At 66.1% G+C, this 16,257-nt stretch carries 14 protein-coding genes; 3 read left to right on the top strand and 11 right to left on the bottom strand.

The genetic code is table 11. The features are described from left to right. The first annotated feature begins 2 nt into the window (after positions 1-2). From AC1RMD_RS09620 to AC1RMD_RS09610, 3 genes are read left to right on the top strand one after another with little or no spacing between them, the layout of a single operon-like run. Entirely contained in the window at positions 3-3,083 is a 3,081-nt protein-coding gene (locus AC1RMD_RS09620; protein ID WP_492925999.1) for an efflux RND transporter permease subunit, read from the top strand. Positions 3,084-3,094: 11 nt separating this feature from the next. Beyond that, a complete protein-coding gene (locus AC1RMD_RS09615; protein WP_492925997.1) occupies positions 3,095-4,135 on the top strand; it encodes a GGDEF domain-containing protein in 1,041 nt (346 codons plus the stop codon). Continuing rightward, a complete protein-coding gene (locus tag AC1RMD_RS09610; RefSeq protein WP_492925995.1) occupies positions 4,132-4,539 on the top strand; it encodes a hypothetical protein in 408 nt (135 codons plus the stop codon). Before AC1RMD_RS09615 ends, AC1RMD_RS09610 begins: the two co-directional genes overlap by 4 nt. A 4-nt stretch (positions 4,540-4,543) precedes the next feature. Here the strand turns inward: AC1RMD_RS09610 and AC1RMD_RS09605 are convergent, their stop codons facing one another. From AC1RMD_RS09605 to AC1RMD_RS09555, 11 genes are all read right to left on the bottom strand, one after another. After that, the gene (locus AC1RMD_RS09605) at positions 4,544-5,119 is read right to left on the bottom strand and encodes an NnrU family protein (protein ID WP_492925993.1); all 576 of its coding nucleotides are present in this window, start codon (positions 5,117-5,119) and stop codon (positions 4,544-4,546) included. A gap of 64 nt (positions 5,120-5,183) precedes the next feature. After that, complete coding sequence (locus tag AC1RMD_RS09600) at positions 5,184-6,107, bottom strand: MaoC/PaaZ C-terminal domain-containing protein (RefSeq protein ID WP_492925991.1); 924 nt, start codon at positions 6,105-6,107, stop codon at positions 5,184-5,186. After that, positions 6,104-7,507: a serine hydrolase domain-containing protein gene (locus tag AC1RMD_RS09595; RefSeq protein ID WP_492925989.1), complete on the bottom strand. Its 1,404-nt coding sequence runs from the start codon at positions 7,505-7,507 to the stop codon at positions 6,104-6,106. The genes AC1RMD_RS09600 and AC1RMD_RS09595 overlap by 4 nt, the downstream gene beginning before the upstream one ends. After that, positions 7,508-9,904, bottom strand: a complete 2,397-nt coding sequence (locus AC1RMD_RS09590) for a TonB-dependent receptor (RefSeq protein WP_492925987.1) — start codon at positions 9,902-9,904, stop codon at positions 7,508-7,510. Between the two features lie 188 nt (positions 9,905-10,092). After that, the gene (gene rrtA / locus AC1RMD_RS09585; RefSeq protein ID WP_492925985.1) at positions 10,093-10,614 is read right to left on the bottom strand and encodes a rhombosortase; all 522 of its coding nucleotides are present in this window, start codon (positions 10,612-10,614) and stop codon (positions 10,093-10,095) included. After that, positions 10,607-11,437, bottom strand: a complete 831-nt coding sequence (gene rhlP, locus AC1RMD_RS09580; protein ID WP_492925983.1) for a rhombotarget lipoprotein — start codon at positions 11,435-11,437, stop codon at positions 10,607-10,609. Before rhlP ends, rrtA begins: the two co-directional genes overlap by 8 nt. A 106-nt stretch (positions 11,438-11,543) precedes the next feature. Beyond that, on the bottom strand, positions 11,544-12,086 hold the full coding sequence (locus AC1RMD_RS09575; RefSeq protein ID WP_492925981.1) for a carboxymuconolactone decarboxylase family protein: 543 nt from the start codon (positions 12,084-12,086) through the stop codon (positions 11,544-11,546). A 78-nt stretch (positions 12,087-12,164) separates the two neighbouring features. After that, positions 12,165-12,818, bottom strand: coding sequence for a MarR family transcriptional regulator (locus AC1RMD_RS09570; RefSeq protein WP_492925979.1), 654 nt, complete (start codon positions 12,816-12,818; stop codon positions 12,165-12,167). A gap of 51 nt (positions 12,819-12,869) precedes the next feature. Continuing rightward, positions 12,870-15,002, bottom strand: coding sequence for a TonB-dependent receptor (locus AC1RMD_RS09565; protein WP_492925977.1), 2,133 nt, complete (start codon positions 15,000-15,002; stop codon positions 12,870-12,872). Between the two features lie 122 nt (positions 15,003-15,124). Further along, complete coding sequence (locus AC1RMD_RS09560) at positions 15,125-15,394, bottom strand: hypothetical protein (RefSeq protein ID WP_492925975.1); 270 nt, start codon at positions 15,392-15,394, stop codon at positions 15,125-15,127. 118 nt (positions 15,395-15,512) lie between these two features. After that, positions 15,513-16,142 carry a LuxR C-terminal-related transcriptional regulator gene (locus AC1RMD_RS09555; protein ID WP_492925973.1) on the bottom strand — a complete coding sequence of 210 codons (630 nt, stop codon included), beginning with the start codon at positions 16,140-16,142 and terminating at the stop codon, positions 15,513-15,515. Between the last annotated feature and the right edge of the window lie 115 nt (positions 16,143-16,257).

The following is a 16,257-nucleotide window of genomic DNA, read 5'->3' as shown; positions in this document are numbered from 1 at the left end:
CCATGAATTTCACCGACATCTTCATCAAGCGGCCGGTCCTGGCCAGCGTCGTCAGCCTGCTGATCGTGGTGCTGGGCCTGCGTTCGCTGTTCAGCCTGCCGATCAACCAGTATCCGAAGACGCAGAACGCGGTGGTCACCATTTCCACCACCTACTACGGCGCCGACGCCTCCACCGTGGCCGGCTTCATCACGCAGCCGCTGGAAGGGGCGATCGCCCAGGCGCAGGGCATCGACTACCTGTCCTCGTCGTCCAACAGCGGCGTGTCGGTGATCACCGCCACCTTGCGGCTGAACTACGATTCCAACCGCGCGCTGACCGAGATCACCACCCAGGTCAACTCGGTGCGCAACCAGCTGCCGCAGCAGGCGCAGCAGCCGGTGCTGACGGTGCAGACCGGCCAGACCACCGACGCCATGTACATGGGCTTCTACAGCGACACGCTGCCGACCAACAACGTCACCGACTTCCTGGCGCGCGTGGTCAAGCCCAAGCTCGATTCGATCCAGGGCGTGCAGACCGCCGAACTGCTGGGTGCGCGCCAGTTCGCGCTGCGCGCCTGGCTGGACGCCGGCAAGATGGCGGCGCACGGCGTCACCGCCACCGAAGTGAGCGCCGCGCTGGCGCAGAACAACTACCTGACCGGGCTGGGCGCCACCAAGGGGCAGATGGTGACCGTGCCGCTGACCGCCGGCACCGACCTGCACACGGTGGAGGAGTTCAAGGCGCTGGCCGTCAAGCAGGCCGGCGGCGCCATCGTCCACCTGGAGGACATCGCCACCGTCACGCTGGGTTCGGAAAACTACGATTTCAACGTCGCCTTCAGCGGCGTGCGCTCGGTGTTCATCGGCATCAAGGTAGCGCCGGAAGCCAACATCCTGGACGTGGCCAAGCGCGTGCGCGAGGCCTTCCCGCCCATCAAGGAGCAACTGCCGAACGGCCTGACCGGCGAGATCGTCTACGACTCGACCGAGTTCATCAACACTTCGATCGACGAGGTGGTCAAGACCCTGGTCGAGGCGCTGATCATCGTCACCATCGTCATCTACCTGTTCCTGGGCAGCTTCCGCGCGGTGATCGTGCCGGTGATCGCGATGCCGCTGTCGCTGATCGGCACCTTCTTCGTGATGCTGATGCTGGGCTATTCGATCAACCTGCTGACCCTGCTGGCCATCGTGCTGGCGATCGGCCTGGTGGTGGACGACGCCATCATCGTGGTGGAGAACGTCGACCGCCACATGAAGGAGGGCATCAAGCCCTACGACGCCGCGATCATGGCCGCGCGCGAGCTGGGCAGCCCGATCCTGGCGATGACGGTGGTGCTGATTGCGGTGTACGTGCCGATCGGCTTCCAGGGCGGCCTGACCGGCGCGCTGTTCACCGAGTTCGCCTTCACGCTGGCCGGCGCGGTGGCGGTGTCGGGCATCGTCGCGCTGACCCTGTCGCCGATGATGTGCGCCCACTTCTTCGACCCCAAGCAGGATGAAGGGCGTTTCGTCAAGGCGATCGACAAGGTGTTCGAGAAAGTCCACAACGGCTACCTGCGCTTGCTGCACAGCCTGCTCAACACCTGGCCGGTGCTGATCGTCATGGGCCTGATCCTGAGCCTGCTGCTGGGCCTGATGTTCAAGATGTCGCAGTCGGAACTGGCGCCGGAAGAGGACCAGGGCATCGTGCTGTCGCAGGTGGTCGGCGCGCCGACCGCCACCTCGGACCAGATGCAGGCCTACGCCAAGCAGATCTTCGACATCGCGCACCAGTTGCCCGAGTACGAGCAGATGTTCCAGATCACCGGCGTGCCGACCACCAATTCCGGCATCGGCGGCGTGCTGTTCAAGTCGTGGGAGAAGCGCAGCCGCTCGGCGCACGAGATCCAGCAGGACTTGCAGGAAAAATGGAGCCATGTGGCCGGCGGCCGCGTGGCGGCGTTCCAGTTCCCGGCGTTGCCGGGCAGCTCCGGCTTGCCGGTGCAGTTCGTCATCACCACCACCGAACCGTTCGAGAACCTTAACACGGTGGCGCAGGCGGTGCTGGACAAGGCGCGCAAGGACAACAAGTTCTACTTCGCCGACGTCGACCTGAAGATCGATGCGCCGCAGGCGCGCGTCGAGGTGGACCGCGACAAGCTGGCCACCTTGGGCCTGACGCAGCAGGACTTCGGCAACGCCATGGGCGCGGCGCTGGGCGGCGGCTACGTCAACTACTTCTCGATCGCCGGCCGTTCGTACAAGGTGATCCCGCAGGTGCGGCAGGTCGACCGCCTGAACCCGGCCGACGTGCTGGACTTCCACATCAAGACCCCGGGCGGCGCCATGATCCCGGCCAGCACCGTGGCCAGCATCAAGTACAGCGTGCAGCCGGAATCGGTGACCCGCTTCCAGCAGCTGAACTCGGCCACCATCGCCGGTGTCACCGGCGCCTCGCAGGGCGAGATCCTGGAATACCTGCGCGCCACCGTCAAGGAAGTGGCGCCGTCGGGCTACACGGTCGATTACTCGGGCGAGTCGCGCCAGTACATGAGCGAATCGGGCGGTTTCGCGATGACGATGGCGTTCGCCGTCGTCATCGTGTTCCTGGCGCTGGCGGCGCAGTTCGAGAGCTTCCGCGATCCGATCGTGATCCTGTTCTCGGTGCCGATGGCGCTGTTCGGCGCGATGACCTTCATCTTCCTCGGCTACGCCTCGATCAACATCTACACCCAGGTCGGACTGGTGACGCTGATGGGCCTCATTTCCAAGCACGGTATCCTGATCGTGGAAGTGGCCAACCACCTGCGCGCGGCCGGCAAGAGCAAGCGTGAAGCGATCGAGGAAGCGGCCGCCACCCGGTTGCGCCCCATCCTGATGACGACCGCGGCGATGGTGTTCGGCGTGGTGCCGCTGGTGGTGGCCTCGGGCGCCGGCGCGGCCGGCCGCCACGCGATGGGCCTGGTGATCTTCACCGGCCTGTCGATCGGCACGCTGTTCACCTTGTTCGTGGTGCCGGCCATGTATCTGTTCCTGTCCGGCCAGCACAAGGCCGAACCGCAGGCTGCGGCGCACGGCGGCGCGGCGCCGGCCCACATTGCCGGGCAGCCGACCTGAAGCCGGGTGCGATGTCCGCCGTGGACAAGGCAACGGCGCCGCGCTTCGGCTGGCTGAACGGCCAGCGCAAGCGCAGCATGGAAGAAGTCATTCTGATGTTGCTGTGCGCGCTGTGCGTGCCCAGCATCCTGCCGTTCGGGATCTACCGCCTGATGCAGCAGCAGTGGCTGTCGGCCACGGTCGACATGGCGCTGGTGCTGGCCATGCTGGCGGTGATCGCGCACGTATGGCGCACCGGCCGCCACCGGGTCGCCAGCTTCTGCGTCACGCTGTTTTATTCGGCCGGCATGCTGGCCACCGTGTACCTGCGCGGCGTGTCGCTGATCTACTGGGTGTATCCGACCATGATCGCCTGCTATTTCGTGCTGCGGCCCGGCGTGGCGGTGGCGATCAACAGCGTCTCGCTGGCGGCGCTGGTGGTGATCCTGCTGTCGCAGCTGGCGGTGCTGAACCTGCTGACCATCGTCGTCACCATCGGCCTGGTCAACCTGTTCGCCTACATCTTCGCCTACCGCACGGGCGCGCAGAACAAGGCGCTGCACACCGAGGTGGAGCTGGACTTCCTGACCGGCGTCGGCAACCGCCGCTCGCTGGACCGCAAGCTGGCCGACCATGCCGACGAACGCCGTCCGCACTTGCCGTCCTGCCTGCTGTTGCTGGACCTGGATCACTTCAAGCAGGTCAACGATCTGCACGGCCACGCGGCCGGCGACCAGGCGCTGATACGGCTGTGCGAGGTGATGCGCCTGCATACGCGGTCGAGCGACCGCATCTTCCGCTACGGCGGCGAGGAGTTCGCCGTCATCGCCAACGGCGCGGCGCTGGACGCGGCCAGCCGCCTGGCCGAAAACCTGCGGGCCGCCGTGGCCGCGGCCAAGTTGATCGACGACCATCCGTTGACGATCTCGATCGGCGTGGCTTTTATGGACAAGCGTTACGCGCCGGCCGATTGGCTGATGCAGGCCGACAAGATGCTGTACGCGGCCAAGCAGGGCGGCCGCAACACCGTCCGCGTGGCGGCCGGCGACGCGTCCGGCGTGGAGACGGTATGAGGAACACCATCATCGCGGGAGTGCTGGCGCTGGTGCCGCTGGCTGCATGGTCCATGCCGGAAGCGCCGCCGGCGACCGCCAAGGCGCCGTCCGAAGCGCAGGTGCGCGACCTGAGCCTGCCGCCCGCGTTATCCGACGAAATGATACGCAAGGCGGTGCGCGCCACCATCGTTGAAGATCCGCATCCGGTCGACATGAGCAAGCGCGCGGCCGGCGCCTTCAGCACCACGGCGCCCAGCATGCATGACACGATGACGGCCGCCTTCGAGCAGGCCAAGGTGCCCGATTGCCTGCATGGCGACGCGCTCAAACTGCAACCGGCGCAGATCGGCCCGATCGCCGTGGTCGGGCCTTACTCGCTGCCGTGGGTGATCGCGGCGGTGATACGGGGCAAATGCAACTGAGGTGTCAGAACGGCTTCACGCCGATCAGCATCTGGTGCAGCCAGTGGGCGAACAGCACCGACACGCCGAAGCCGGCCACCACCGTGACGGCCGTCGCCACGCCCTTGCCGGGCGGGTAGACGGTGCCGGCGGCGGCATCGCGCCGGCGCGCTGTGCGGAACAGCAGCACCGACCACACCAGGAAGCTGCCGAACAGGATGATGTCATGCAGCGTGCCGTTGGCCAGCAGGTGGGCCAGCGCCCAGACCTTGACGGCCAGCGTCATCGGATGATGCAGGCGGGCCTTGATGCCGTTGCCCGGCACATAGGCCGCCACCAGCAGGATGAAGGACAACACCATCAGCGGCGCGGCGATGTGCGCCATGAAGCGCGGCGGCGACCATACCACCACCGGCTGCTGGCGTGCCAGGCCGTAGCCCCAGATCAGCAGCCCGAAGCCAGCCAGCGACAGCAGCGAATACAGTCCCTTCCAGCCGTTCTCGCCCAGGCGGGCACGCATGCCGTTGCGCCAGTCGTCGGCGAAGATGCGGACCGAATGCAGCCCGAGGAAAATCAGCAAACCCAATATCAGCAGAGCCATTATCACGTCCTTGGTGTAGGTTGAACTGCGCTGACGATACACCGGCTGGCGGCGGCATGCAACGTCAGCGTAGCCGGCCCGCCAGATGGACGGTGTCGTCGCCGCCGGCCAGGCGCAGTGCGCGCCAGCCTTCGGCGTCGGCCTGCGGCGCCAGTTGCACCGACAGCGTCTGGCCGGGCAGCGTGACCGGACGCAGGAAGCGCACGTCGAGCTCGCGGAAGCTGCCGGGCGCCAGCGTTTCGTAGCTGCGCGCCAGGCTGCCGAAACCATGCAGCACCTTGGCGCCGAAGATGGAGCGGCGCGCCAGCGGCCCGCACCAGTGGATCGGGTTGATGTCGCCGGTCAGCAGCGAGAAGCGCAGGCCGTCGCTGGCGTCGGCGCGCCAGGTGCCGGCGGTCAGCCAGGCGGGATCGGGCGGCCGGGCCGGCGGGTTGCGGGCGGAGCGCGCGCCCGGCAGGCGCACGCGCATGTGCAGCCGCGTCTCCACCAGGCGCGCCTGCCGCGTCGTGCCGGTGACGACGGCCACGACGATCCTGGCCCAACCGTCCGCATGCGCGATCTGTTCGACCGAGGCGCTCAGCGTCAGCTGCGTGTCGCGCGGCAGCGGGCCATGCACCGTCATCGAAACCCCCTGGTTGATGATGCCGGTGAGGCGGTAGGGCAGCTGCATCAGCAGCTCGCTCACCAGCGGCAAGCTCCATTGCGACACCATGTGCGGCGGCAGCAGACCGTCGTAGCGGCCCGCCGCGCCGCACCAGCGGATGTAGTGTTCGACCAGCTGCGCCGGCGGCGCGGGGATGCGGCGCTGGAGCGGCGCGGTGGTGCGAGTCTGCACCGAGGGCGCGTCCGACGGCGTATCCGCGCTGCGCGGCGCCTGGGGCGCCAGCAGGGCGCGCCCTGCTGCCTGCAGCAACATCCTGGCGGTGGCCCTGAGCATCGCTCCCTGGTGGCGCAGCAGGCCGTAGGGAATGGCGCCAGCCGTCGTCATTCCAGCGCCTTGATCACGGCGCTTAGCAGCGCCTGCGGCTGATAGTTCAGGCGACTCGGCGTCAGGCCTAGCCGCACCAGCACCAGCTGCTTCGACGGCACGATGGCGATGGACTGGCCGTCATGGCCCTCCAGCCAGTAGGTATCGGCGGGAAGCTTGAACGGCGGGTCCGGGTCCTGTCCTTCCGGCGTGGCGCCGGTTGGCCCCCAGCGCCATACCTGTCCCTGTCCATACTGGCCGCCGGAGGCCGGCGCCACCTGCTGCATGGTGGCCACGAAGCCTTCCGGCAGCAGGCGCTTGCCCTGCCAGATACCGTCCTGCAGCAGGAACTGGCCAAAGCGCGCCCAGTCCTGCGTGGTCGCGTACATATAGCTGGAGCCGACCAGGTTGCCGCGCGCGTCCGCCTCCATCACGGCGCTGCTCATGCCCAGCGGCCCGAACAGGTGCGAATGCGGCAGCGACAGCACGGCCGCCGATGTCGGCGCAGCGTTCGGGCCGGCCGCCGCGCGCTGCCAGATCCGCGACAGCAGCAGCGTGGCGCCGCTCGAGTAGTTAAAGGCGCTGCCGGGTTTCTGCACCAGCGGCTGGGCGGCGGCGTAGGCCGCCATGTCCGGTTCCAGGTACAACATGCGCGTGACGTCGGAAACGTCGCCATAGCCTTCGTTGAACTGCAGGCCGCTGCTCATGGCCATCAGCTGCGCCAGCGTGATGGCCGCGCGCGGATCGGCGCCTGGGCCGGCTGTGTTCGGCCAGAAGCCGCTTTGCTGCGGCGTCAGTTTGCCGTCGGCGACCAGGATGCCGACCAGCGCCGCGCTGACGGTCTTGGTCATCGACCAGCCCAGCAACGGCGTGCCGGCGTGGAAGCCGGCGCCGTAGCGCTGCGCCACCAGCCGGCCACGGTGGATCACGGCCATGCCGCGCATGCCGGGACCGGCCAGCGCATCCTGCGCCAGCAAGGCTTGCACCGCCGGCACGGCCTCCGGTTGCGAGCCGGTCGGCCACGCCACGTTGGTGGATGGCGCCCAGATTTTCAACGGCGAGAACCGGTATTGCGCGGCCTGCGTGACGTCATTGTCCGGCACCACGGCGCAGCCGGTGCCGGGCCGGTACACGGCCAGGCCGTTGCCGATAAAGCCCAGCAGGTCGGCGCGCACCAATTTTTGTTCGTGGTCGATGCGCACTTGCAGCAGCTTGAGGATGGGATGGCCCGGCGCCTGCACGTCGTCGGCCAGCACCGCCTGCGCGTCGCGGCCGGCGATGAATACATTCGAACACACCATCTTGGCGCCGTAGCTGGCGCCCACGCGCAGCAGCTCCGGCGGATGCAGCACCAGCGTCAGCACGGCGCCGCCCAGCAGCACCAGTGCTGCGGCGGCGGTGAGCTTGAGTTTCCCCGCCATCTACAAGCTGGCCCGGAATTCGACCGCGATCATGCGTGGCGGTGTGATGTAGGCGTAAGGCGTGCCGTATTGCTCCGTTTGTCCGCCCAGGTTGGTGACGTAGCGCTGGTCGAACACATTGTTGACCAGCAGCGCCACGCCGTAGCGCGAACCCGGGCTGTCCCAGCCCAGGCGCAGGTCGAACTTGCTGGTGGCCTTGCCGGTCTCCAGCCGCGCGGTGCTCAGGCACTGCAGCTTGGCGGTGTCGCTGTTGCAGCGCCGCGCGGTCGAATGCGTGCCCTGGAAATTCAGGCTGCCGCGGCCGCCCAGCGTTTCCCAGTTGAGGTTCACGCCCGCCATCGCCGTCATGCGCGGCGTGCCGACCGGCTGGCCGCCCAGGTCCAGCGTGACGTTGCCGGCGGCGTCGAGGCGCTGGTAGCGGGTGTAGCTCTGGTCGATGTATTCCATGCCGCCGAACACCGTCACGCGCGGCGTGATGCGCATGCGGCCATCCAGGTCCAGGCCGTGCGCCTTCTGGTCGCTGGACACCACGTTATAGGTCGGCAGCGTGCCCACGCTGTACAGCTGGATGTCCTGCAGGTTCTTGAACTTGTAGGCGAACAGCGAGGCGTTGACGGTGGCGCGCAGCTCGGGGAAGGCCAGCTTCACGCCGGCCTCGAAGTTGGTCATCTTTTCGGGCGCGAAGCTGGGGTCTTTGCCGGCGTTGGCCGGCGCGGCCGGATTCGGCGGCGTGAAGATGTTGAAGCCGCCGGCCTGGTAGCCGCGCGCCAGGGAGGTGAACAGCAGCGTGTCCTTGTTCAGCTTATGGTCCAGCACCAGGCGCGGGCTCCAGTCGGTCCAGTCCTTCTCTCGTGTGACGGGTGACGGCGCCAGTTGCGCCGCCGTGCCGAAGACGACGTTGGACGGGAAGGCCGACGCATCCAGCCCCGCCAGCGGGCCGAAGGTGTTGAGGAAGTTGTCCAGCTGCGGCGACACGCGGCCCGGCACATGCCAGGTCATCTGCTTTTTATCCTGTGTGTAGCGCAGGCCGGCGGTGACGTTGGTGGACGGTGACAGGTGCCAGATGGTGTCGCCGTAGATCGAGACCGACTTGGTCTTGACGTCGCTGTAGTGCGTCTCGTCCCAGCTGAACACCGTGTTCGGACCGATGCCCGGCAAGCCCGCCGCGCCCAGGCCACCGAACAGCATGGCGAAATTCGGCTGGCCGCCGGCGAACTGGCTCAGCGTGTCCAGCGTGCCGGTGGTGACAAAGGCGCCGGCGTCCTGGTGCTCGTTGTTGTGATAGAAGCTCAGGCCTGCGATCCAGTCCAGCCTATCGTTTTTGCCGGACAGCTTGAACTCCTGCTGGAAGCTGTGGGCGCGCTTGGCGTCCAGCGTGGTCAGGTACAGGTCGGGACGGGCGCCGCCGTCGTTGTCCGTCACGTTGTGGGTGCTGAAGCGGCGATAGGCGGTGGTGGAGTTGAAGGACATGCCGGCCAGCGGCGTTTCGAAGCGCAGCGTGGCGCCGTCGAACAGCCGTCCTTCGCTGCCCTGGTTGTCGTTCTGTAGCGGCGCTTTGAAGGGATCGACGAAGTTGGCGGTGTAGGCCGCGTCATAGACGCCGGTGTAGCCGCCCAGCGGCAGCCGTGGGTCCTTGACGACGCCGAAAGCAGGGCGGCCGTACTGCTCCATGTTCTCGTGCTCCCACGCGAACACCAGCTTGGCGGCGTCGAAGTCCTTGCGCAGCGTCAGGCGGGTGGCCCAGTCCTTGTCGCCGCCGGATTTCTTGCCGGTGGCGGTGTTGTCGACCCAGCCCTCGCTGCCCGAGCGTACCGCCACCAGGCGCGCGGCGAAGCTGTCGCTGATCGGCAGGTTCATCATGACGTCGGCATTGGCGCGGCCGAATTTGCCCAGCTTGACGTGGCCGGCGGCGTCGAGTTCCTTGCCTGGCTCATTGGTGCTGATGGCGATGGCGCCGGCCGCGCTGTTACGGCCGAATAGCGTGCCTTGCGGGCCCTTGATCACTTCGATGCGCTGGACGTCGATGAAATTCATCAGCGCGCCGCCGGTCTTGCCGGTGTAGACGCCGTCGATATAGATGCCGACCGGCGAATCGGTGGCGATGCCGAAGTCGCCCGTCTGCACGCCGCGGATGCCGAAGCCGGGCTGGGTCGGTTCGATCGCGTCCACCACCAGGCCGGGCACGTAGCCGTTCAAGTCGCCCAGGTCCTTGGCGCCTATGGCGTCGAGGTCCTTGGCGGTCAGCACCTGGATGGACATCGGCACGTCCTGCACGAACTGTTTGCGCGATTGGGCGGTGACCACCACCGACTGGATTTCGTCGGCGGCCCACGCGGGCGGCACGAGGAAGGCTGCGGCCAGGCTGGCGGAAATTACGGTGCGGGCAGGGATGCTCATGTCTGTCTCCATTGGAAAGTTTTTATGCATGACGCAGGTGCCGGCGGCCGACGGCGGGACGGGGTGATGGTGCGGGGCCGGGGTCGTTTAAGTGCAAACGATTATGCCTATATCCATGCCTGATACACAAGAGTTAACGGCAATGTTGAGGCTTGTGAAACACAAACAGGTCGGATTTACATCGATAGTTAATCCAGTTGCAGCCGGGGCTTGCCGGCCATGAGCGCGACCGCGCCGGCGGCCACGCCCAGCAGGTGCGCCTGCCACGCGACCACCACATCGGCCGGCAGGTCGGACCATCCATGGACGGCGCCGGCGGCTTCGGCGCAGATCTTGGCCAGCAGCGTGGCGGCCATCAGCAGCAAGGCGGCGCGCGTGGAGCGCGCGGCGCGCGGCCACAATGCACCACCGGCCATCACCACCAGCATGGCGGCGATGCCGGATGCGCCGCGGTAGTACAGGCAGTGCGGCGCCACCGCCAGCATGCCCAGCGAGATGAACGGCGCGCCCAAGCCAAGTGCGGCCAGCAGGCGGCGCATGCCGGCGGCCGGCGATGCGCTCAGGTGCACCACGATGACGGCGGCCGCCAGCACCACGGCGAAGTCGATCAACGCATGACGCGTGGAGTAGTGGACCAGGTGCCCGGTCCATAGCCGCCATAGCTGGCCGGCCAGCAGGGCGTGGCGGTCGAATTCCAGTAGCTCAGGCACGGCGTCCCAGTCTCCACGCCATGCCCGCCAGCAGCGCGACCAACGCCAGGCCTAGCCAGTCCATCGCGCCGCCCCCTTTGTAGCCTTCCTTGTTTTCGACCTGGTAGCTGGCGTCATGCTTGATGCGTTCGCGGAAGCTGTCCAGCTCCGCTTGCAGGTTCGGTACCAACTGGTCGACGGCGGCGTTGTAGCCCTCGATCTGCGCGGCACGCGATTTTTCGCTGATGCCGGCCATGCTGGCGCTGCCCTTGACCTGGCTGGTGCCCGGCGCGCGGAACAGCAGCTTGCGGCTGCGGACGTCGAACACCGAGGCGTCCAGCATGGTCTGCACATCGTACTGGTCGCCGTGGATCACGTAGGCGCCGATGATGGTCCAGTACAGCACCGACAGCGCGCTGGAGTCGTTGAACTGCACCTGGTCGTAGGAGAGCAGGGCCACCACTTCAACGTCGAACATGCGGGCCACCTGTTCAAGATTGGTGAAGCCGCCCTTGGCGCGCATGTACTGGCTTGGGATGATTTCGATCTTGCCGATGTAGGGATGCTTGGAGAAGGAATCGCGCACGCGCTCCAGCAATTTCATGCGCGTCACCTCCGACGTGCCGCTGCTCCAGCCCGCGCCGGGAACGAAGGCGATGCCGACCCGCACCGGCGGCCGCAATCGCGTGACCGTGGGCGCCATGGCCGGCGCCTCCTTGGCGTCGGGATACAGGTAGTCGACGATGCTGCCGGCCTGCTTGACGCTGCGGCCGGAGCCCATGAAGGCGCAGCTGGACAGCAAAGCCGCCAGCAGCGTGATGGTCAGGATATTCAGGATACGCATGTGGATTCTCCGGTGGTTGCGGATTATGCGTTCCTGAATCTCCTGTGTGAAAGCGCTGCGGATCGAGTACCACCTGATGCTACAGGCGGTATCGTCGCAAAGCACTTTACCTGGCGCGCAGTTTCACCGCAGGGAAGTCGACCGGCACCTGGAAGGCGACGTTGACGTAGTTGGTGAACAGGTTCAATGCCACGTGGGCCATGATCTCGACGATGGCCTCGTCGTTGAAGCCGGCGATGCGCATTGCTTCGACTTCCTCATTGTCGATCTGCGCGCGGTTGCTGACGACGGCGACGGCGAAGCGCAGCGCGGCGGCGGTCTTCGGATCGCTGGAATGGCCGGCTTGCGCGGCGCTCATCTCTTCAGCGCTGGCGCCGGCCTTGCGGCCAAGGGCGGTATGCGCGGCCAGGCAGTAATCGCACGCGTTGCGGTCGGCGATGGCGACGGCGATCTGCTCGCCCAGCTTGGCGTCGATCACGCCGCCTCCGAGCGCGCCGAACGAGCCCCACATGCTTTTCAGCGCGGCGGTCGAATTGGCGACGGCCTTGAACATATTCGGCGTGGCGCCGAACGCGCCATGGATTTGCGCCAGCAGCTGTTGGCGTTCGCCGGTGGTGTCGGCAGGGGTGACGAGGGGGATGCGGTTCATGGTATTTCCTTTCAAGGGTTAAAAAGTACTACGGTAAAAAACAAATAGGAGTCCTAACTATTATGATCAAAAAAAATCTCAGGCAAACACCTTCCAGTTGCGCCGGCGCGTGGCGGGATCGGCCGGCACCTGCTCCGGGCAGTCCATGCGCAACAGCGATACCGACAGCGGCGCGTTCACCAGCCCGCAGTGGTGCGGCGCCGGCTTGCCGGGATGGCGGTTGGCCTCAAAATACTGGCACGACAGGCAGGCCCGCATCTCGGGGAAACGCTCGGTCTTTTGCAGTTGGGCGATCAGCTTGAACAGGCCGGTCAGCAACTCGGTCTGCTGGGCGGCGGGCAGGGCGGCGGCGGCATCTTCGGCAAAGCTCAACGCGCTGCCGATGCGGGCCGCCGTGGCGACGCCTTCATCGGTCAGGAACAGCGCGGTGGCGCGGCCGTCGTCCTCCGCCCGTGCCTTGTACAGCAAACCCTTGGACACCAGCGCCGACACCGAATCGCTGGCGCTGGCCGCGCTGATCGACAGCTGCGACGCCAGCCAGGACAGGCGTACACCCTGCTTGCGGCCTTGCAGCAGCTGAAGGATCTCGGCCTGCGCCGGATTCAGGTTTTCGGACGTGGCGAACTCCCACATACCGGAGCGCATCACACTGGCGATGCGTCCGATAGAGGTGATGATACGCGCTGAAACGTCCGGCGTATCCTGCCACGGCTTATTGGGTTTGGTGTCCATGCTGTGCATTATACACAGGGATTCCGATTTAACAAGGAGTCCTAACTAAAATCAGAATCCGACCGAAATTCCAGCGTAAAGCGTGCGGCGAGCACCGTATTGCGGCGCGCCCACGCCTACGCCGGAACCGTCGCGCAGCAGATAGGTTTTGTCGAAGGCGTTGACCAGCGCCAGGCGGCCTTCGACGTTGCCGACCGCTGTATTCTTCCAGTTGTGCGTCAGGGACAGGTTGACTGTGGTGTAGTGCGGCAGCGTGCCGGAGTTTGGCGCGGCGCCGTCGGGCGTCATGCGCAAGCCGCTGCCGTACAGGAAGTCGCCGTTCAGCTGCGTCGTGCCCCAGTGGTAGTGGGCGCCGCCCGATACCGTGTAGGTCTGGTCGTGGTCGACGTAGATGTAGTGGTTGGCGATGTAGGCCAGTTCGTCCGGCGCGAACAGCGATTGGCCGGAGACGATGTTCTGGCCCTTGGCCTGTTGCGTGGTCAGGTTGAGGAAGCCGCCCCAGTTGGCGCGGTTGTACACGGCCGACAGCTCCAGGCCCTTGGCGTAACCACGGTCGTAGTTAAACGGCGACAGTATCAGCGCCTGGCCGAACTGGCCTTCGTCCAGCATGTTGCGGATTTTCTTGTAGTAGGCGTCGGCCGTCACGGTCAGCTGTTCGTTGACCTGGTGGCTCAAGCCGATGTCGTAGTAGTTGGTGCGCTCGGCCTTGACGTTGTCCGACTGCGCCACCTGCGGCGCGTTGGTGGTGCCGGCGTATTTGTCGATGCTCGATTGCGCGGCCAGTTCCTGCGGTGGCGGCGTGAAGTAGCGCGAATAGCCGGCATGCAGCGCCGTGCCCTTGGCCAGCTGGTAGGCAAGGTTGACGCGCGGGCTCCATTGCTGCTCGTCGACGAAGGCCGATACCTTGTCGAAGCGCAGGCCGTAGTTCAGCGTCAGCGGCGCGGCGATGTGCCATTCGTCCTGCAGGTAGAAGCTGGACAGCTTGCCGGTCTTGCTGCTGTTGTCGATGATGGTACGCGGATCGGTGTTGGCCTGGGCGCCGCTGTCGTCGGTGTCGAACACGGCGACCGCGTTGTCGCTGTGCGTGGTCTGGCGCGAGTAGGCCAGGCCGGCGCGCACGGTGTGGCTGTCGTTCAGTTTGTAGCTGGCGTCGAGCTGGGCGCCGCTGGCGGAGTTGGAGCGCAGCGTGTCGGAGGCCACGCCGTTGTAGATCAAATCGCCCAACGCATCCGGCGTGTAGTGCAGTTCCGAATACTGATGGAAGGCCGACACCTGGTAATTCAGGTCGCCCAGGCTCTTTTGCAGCGACAGCACCAGGAAGCGGTTCACTTCGCGCTGGCGCTCGTCCAGCTGCGACGACGGCAGCTTGCTGGTGCCGGCGACGGCGTCGCTTTGGCCGGTGAGCGAGAAGCCCGGCGCCTGGTCCGGATTGTTCGGAATCTGGAAGCGGCCGTTGTAGGTGCCGAACATCAGGCCCAAGCGGGTTTGCTCGTCCAGGAACCAGGAGAGGGCGCCGAAGGACTTGCTTTGCCTGGTGCGGTCATGCAGAGCGCTGCGAGCCGGCAGCGGATTCTCGATGCCCAGCGCGTTCGACAGGTAGCTGCCGGACAGGTAGTAGTTAAAGGCGCCCTGGGTGCCGAAGAATTCCGCGCTCGGTTCGACGTAGTCGTTGCCGCCTGCCAGCACGCCGACACGGCCGCCCGATTTGACCGTGCCTTCCTTGGTCTGGATGTCGACGATGCCCGACGTGCGCAGGCCGAATTGCGCCGGCAGCGCGCCGGTGATGAAGTCGGTCTGCTGGACGAAGCGGGTGTCGATCGACTGGCCGAAGCCGGTGATACTCTCGGGCAGTTGCACGCCGTTGACGCGGTACTGCACATTGGCGTGGTCGTCGCGTACGTGGATGGAGCCCGAGCCTTTCGAATCCTGGCTCACGCCGGGCAGGCGCAGCAGCACTTCATTGAACGGCGTGTTGTCGCCGCGGCCCAGCCGTTCGATCATATGGCGGTCGATGGAATAGACGGTGGTGCCGACGTTCGGCGACAGGTCGATGCGCGCGCTCTTCAGATGGGCGGCGGTCACCTCCACTTGCTGCATCGGGCTATCGTCGGCGCTGGCGTGGTGGGCGCAAAAGGCGGTGGCCAGCAGCAGTGGCAGGGTGCGGAGTTGTGGCGTGCGTTGCATAGTAAATCCTTGAATGTTCAGGCGTGGCTAGCCTCCGGCCTGCGCGATCGTGTCGGGCAGGCGCGCGGCTACGCGCACGGGGCGCAAAAGGGCGACCGTGTTAAACGTGATAAAAAAGCGAATCAGTAGGAGATAGCGGCAACGCCGGGCGGCGCGTGCGAGGGCGGGGTGAGGAAGTCGATCCGGTGGGCCCGGATGGAACGCTGCGGGATGAGGGCGGGCAGGCTGACCAGCATCGCCACCGGCACCACCGCCAATGCCGGCGGCGGAACACCGGCCGGCAGGTGCGCGACGACGCAAGCTGCGCAGTCGTTTTGGGTGTCGGTGTAGGCATGCTTGTGCGAGCTCGCCCCGATCAGTTGCAGCGACAGGAACACCAGCACGAACAGCATCAGGACGCGCTGGATGCGCGTCTGGCGATGTGATGTGCCTACGGAGAGTGTATGTGCTTGCATGCCTTGATTTTACAGGGCTTCTGCGAAGTTCGCCAATGACTATCTGGTAATGTAGTCAGTGCTGGCTGATCGCGCCGTCGCCCACCAGGCCGCGCCGCGTGGCCAACACCACGGCATGCGTGCGGGCGGTGGCGCCCAGCTTGTCGAACAGTCCCTTGACGTGGGTCTTGACGGTGCCGACGCCGATGCCCAGTTCGCGCGCGATCGACTTGTTGCACTGGCCTTGCGCCAGCAGTTGCAACACGTCCGTCTCGCGGTTGGTGAGCCCGACGCGGGTGAAGCTGTCGGCCACGCAGCGGCTCAGGTCCGCGCTCAGGTAGCGCAGGCCCCGGCTCAGTGCGCGCACCGCCGCCGGCAACTGGTCGGCGGTGCAGCTTTGCAGCAGGTAGCCGTGTACGCCGGCCATCATCGCGGTGCGTACTTCCCATTCGCGGTCCATCTGGGTGACGATCAGCACGCGCGCCGGCGCCTCGCCGTGATGGAGCGCGTTGGCCCGTTGGCGCATGTGCTCCAGCGCGCCCTTGTGGTCGAGAATGATGACGTCCGCCTGAGCGGGGTGCGGCTGTGTGGCGCCATGCATGACCTGTATGTCGCTCTCGACGCCGAGCAGCGCGGCCAGGCCGGCGTTGACGATGGCGTCGCTGTGCGCGATCTGTACGCGCACCTTGTCTTGGTCCAGTCGCATCTCAATTCTCCCAAAATATGCACATTGAATTCGTTTGCTGTCCTGCGGCAGAAGATTAAACTGGTTGAACGCTTTTGCCACGCCCCGATACAGGGGGCATCGGCTACCTAGAAAG

It is taken from the genome of Duganella sp. GW822-FHT06D06 (genome assembly GCF_058799615.1).
This window is presented reverse-complemented; position numbering and strand designations above follow the sequence as displayed.

What these genes read in the sequence shown, in the direction of transcription:
- AC1RMD_RS09595 (WP_492925989.1), bottom strand. Translation starts at nt 7,507, where the DNA reads ATGGCGGGGAAACTCAAGCTCACCGCCGCCGCAGCACTGGTGCTGCTG.
- AC1RMD_RS09590 (WP_492925987.1), bottom strand. Translation starts at nt 9,904, where the DNA reads ATGAGCATCCCTGCCCGCACCGTAATTTCCGCCAGCCTGGCCGCAGCC.
- rhlP (WP_492925983.1), bottom strand. Translation starts at nt 11,437, where the DNA reads ATGCGTATCCTGAATATCCTGACCATCACGCTGCTGGCGGCTTTGCTG.
- AC1RMD_RS09575 (WP_492925981.1), bottom strand. Translation starts at nt 12,086, where the DNA reads ATGAACCGCATCCCCCTCGTCACCCCTGCCGACACCACCGGCGAACGC.
- AC1RMD_RS09560 (WP_492925975.1), bottom strand. Translation starts at nt 15,394, where the DNA reads ATGCTGTTCGTGCTGGTGTTCCTGTCGCTGCAACTGATCGGGGCGAGC.
- AC1RMD_RS09555 (WP_492925973.1), bottom strand. Translation starts at nt 16,142, where the DNA reads ATGCGACTGGACCAAGACAAGGTGCGCGTACAGATCGCGCACAGCGAC.
- AC1RMD_RS09605 (WP_492925993.1), bottom strand. Translation starts at nt 5,119, where the DNA reads ATGGCTCTGCTGATATTGGGTTTGCTGATTTTCCTCGGGCTGCATTCG.
- AC1RMD_RS09600 (WP_492925991.1), bottom strand. Translation starts at nt 6,107, where the DNA reads ATGACGACGGCTGGCGCCATTCCCTACGGCCTGCTGCGCCACCAGGGA.
- AC1RMD_RS09565 (WP_492925977.1), bottom strand. Translation starts at nt 15,002, where the DNA reads ATGCAACGCACGCCACAACTCCGCACCCTGCCACTGCTGCTGGCCACC.
- AC1RMD_RS09615 (WP_492925997.1), top strand. Translation starts at nt 3,095, where the DNA reads ATGTCCGCCGTGGACAAGGCAACGGCGCCGCGCTTCGGCTGGCTGAAC.
- AC1RMD_RS09620 (WP_492925999.1), top strand. Translation starts at nt 3, where the DNA reads ATGAATTTCACCGACATCTTCATCAAGCGGCCGGTCCTGGCCAGCGTC.
- AC1RMD_RS09610 (WP_492925995.1), top strand. Translation starts at nt 4,132, where the DNA reads ATGAGGAACACCATCATCGCGGGAGTGCTGGCGCTGGTGCCGCTGGCT.
- AC1RMD_RS09570 (WP_492925979.1), bottom strand. Translation starts at nt 12,818, where the DNA reads ATGGACACCAAACCCAATAAGCCGTGGCAGGATACGCCGGACGTTTCA.